This window comes from Sandarakinorhabdus oryzae, assembly GCF_009733735.1.
Classification (GTDB): Bacteria; Pseudomonadota; Alphaproteobacteria; order Sphingomonadales; family Sphingomonadaceae; genus Sandarakinorhabdus; species Sandarakinorhabdus oryzae.
On record NZ_WNJP01000270.1, the window covers coordinates 1 to 2,473 of the forward strand.

The 2,473-nt window shown below is 70.9% G+C and carries 2 protein-coding genes and 1 tRNA gene; 2 read left to right on the forward strand and 1 reads right to left on the reverse strand.

Annotation, left to right across the window (positions count from 1 at the left end; all coding sequences use genetic code 11):
• On the forward strand, positions 1-1,020 hold a 1,020-nt coding region (locus tag GJ693_RS15420), incomplete at its 5' end, for a sensor histidine kinase (RefSeq protein ID WP_156257131.1).
• Positions 1,021-1,043: 23 nt separating this feature from the next.
• Here the strand turns inward: GJ693_RS15420 and GJ693_RS15425 are convergent.
• Positions 1,044-1,117, reverse strand: a tRNA-Gln gene (locus GJ693_RS15425).
• A 211-nt stretch (positions 1,118-1,328) separates the two neighbouring features.
• On the opposite strand from GJ693_RS15425, the gene GJ693_RS15430 reads away from it, so the two are divergent.
• Positions 1,329-2,402, forward strand: coding sequence for a Ppx/GppA phosphatase family protein (locus GJ693_RS15430; protein ID WP_235902980.1), 1,074 nt, complete (start codon positions 1,329-1,331; stop codon positions 2,400-2,402).
• Positions 2,403-2,473: the final 71 nt, after the last annotated feature.

Consider the following 2,473-nt stretch of genomic DNA (forward strand, 5'->3'; position numbering starts at 1 on the left):
ATCGCCGGCGGCGCCTATCTGGTGCTGGTGACGCGGCTCGATGCGGGCCATGTGCTGCTGGCCGGGCGCGCTGCCTCGGGCAGCCGCAGCCTGGCCGACGCCGTGGGCCGGGCAGCATCGACGGCGCTGATCTTCACCCTGCCGGCGGCGCTGTTCCTGGCGATCTGGCTGGGGCGGCTGGCCAATGCCCGGCTGGCGTCGGTGGCGGCGGTGGCCGGCAAGGTGGCCGGCGGTGATCTCACCTTGCGCGCCGCCCGCGATGGCAGCGGCGATGCCTTTGACCGGCTGGCCGGATCGATCAACGCCATGCTCGATCGCATTGAGCTGCTGGTCGGTGAATTGCGCATCCTGTCGGACTCGCTGGCGCATGATCTGCGCTCGCCACTCACCCGGATGCGCGCCCGGCTGGAAGCGGCGCGCGCCAACCCGGCGGAGACCGAGACGGCGCTGGACGTGATGTCGGCCGAGATGGACCGGCTGCTGGCACTGCTGGCCACAGCGCTGCAGATCAGCCGCGCCGAAGCCGGGGTGGGGCGCGAGCATTTCACCCGCAGCGATGCCCATGCCCTCTTGGATGATGTCGCCGAAATCTTCGGCCCGGCGGCGGAGGATGCCGGCGTCGCGTTGGACGTGGCGGCGGGCGCGCCGGTGCTGGTCACGCTGCACCGGCCGCTGGTGCAGCAGGCGCTGGCCAATCTGATCGACAATGCGCTGCGCCACGCCGCCGGCGCCACGCACATCACGCTGGCGGCGCGACTGGCCGGTGACGGTGTTGACCTGGTGGTGACTGACGACGGCCATGGCATTCCCGCCGATCAACGCCAGGTCGCGCTCAGCCGTTTCGGCCGGCTCGATCCGGCGCGTGGCAGTGAGGAGGTGGGCGGCGCCGGCATGGGGCTGGGCCTGGCACTGGTGCAGGCAGTGGCGCGGCTGCACGGCGGCACGGTCACCCTGGACGACGCCGGGCCGGGCCTGATTGTCGTGCTGCACCTGCCGCGCCAGGCGCAGGACGCGGGGTGAATTGGCCGAGAAGGGGAGGCCGCTGGATGCCCCGCGAGGATTCGAACCTCGATTAACGGAGTCAGAGTCCGGAGTCTTACCTTTAGACGACGGGGCAACAGCCAGCGAGGGCGGGCATTTAGCGGCTTGGCCGGCCCCGGTCAACAGGGCAGCGGGCCGGGTTGGTCGGGCGACCGGCCGAGGTGCCGGCGCGGCAGGGTCATTTGCGTTTGACCCATATATTGGCTAGCGTGGTGTCAGGTTCTGCTGCGGCGGTCACCCGGTGCGGGCGACACGGCCAAGGTGGTTGATGTTGACTGGACTTGCCGATGCCGGCCCCGCTTGATTCCGCCGACGGCGAACGCCGCGGCACCGCTCCCCGAAACGAGGCCCGCAACCGGGCTCACCCCGCGCAGCAACGCCGGTCGCGCGCTTATGGCGCGCTCGATCTGGGCACCAACAATTGCCGCCTGCTGATTGCCCGGCCATCGCCGGACGGCTTCACCGTTGTCGATGCCTACAGCAGGGTGGTGCGGCTGGGCGAAGGGCTGCTGGAAGCCGGCCGCCTGTCGGACGCCGCCATGGACCGCACGCTGGCGGCGCTGTCGGCCTGTGCCGACAAGCTGGGCCGCCGCGACGTGCGCCTCACCCGCAATGTCGCCACCGAAGCCTGCCGCCGCGCCAGCAATGGCCTGGCCTTTGTCGAGCGCGTCTACAATGAAACCGGGATCGCGCTCGACGTGATCAGCCCGGCCGAGGAGGCGCGGCTGGCGGTGCTGGGCTGCCATGTGCTGATCGATGCCGACGGCCCGCCGGCACTGGTGTTCGATATCGGCGGTGGCTCGACCGAATTGATGCTGGTCTCTTCCTCGGGCATTGGCGACGCGCCGCCGGCGATTCTCGACTGGATCTCGATGCCGTGGGGTGTCGTCAGCCTGGCGGAGACCGAGCCGCAATGGCCGCAGGCGGCTGACCGGATCGACGCCTATGATCGCATGCTGGGCGAGGTCTGGCCCTGGCTGGACAAGTTCGCTGGTCGGCTGGCAGCGCGCGGCATCAACGAGGTGCAACTGCTCGGCACGTCGGGCACCATCACCACGCTCGCCAGCGTGCAACTGGGCCTGCCGGGCTATGACCGGCGCCGGGTTGATGGCTGTGCGGTAGCAACCCCGGACCTGGCCTCGCTGTGCCGCTCGATCGGGCTGGCCAGCGTCGCCGAACGCGCCCGCATCGCCTGTGTCGGGCCGGACCGCGCCGAACTGATCGTCGCCGGCTGCGCCATCCTCGAAGCCATTCTGTCCCGCTGGCCGGGTGGGCAGGTGCGCGTGGCCGATCGCGGCATCCGCGAGGGCATCTTGCGCACGCTGATGATGCGCGACGGTGTGTGGATGGCCGGCAAGTGAGCGGCGCCGGTCCCAGCGGCCCCGGCGGCCGGTCGCGCGGCGGCAAGGTGCGGGTGAAGACCGCCCGGCGC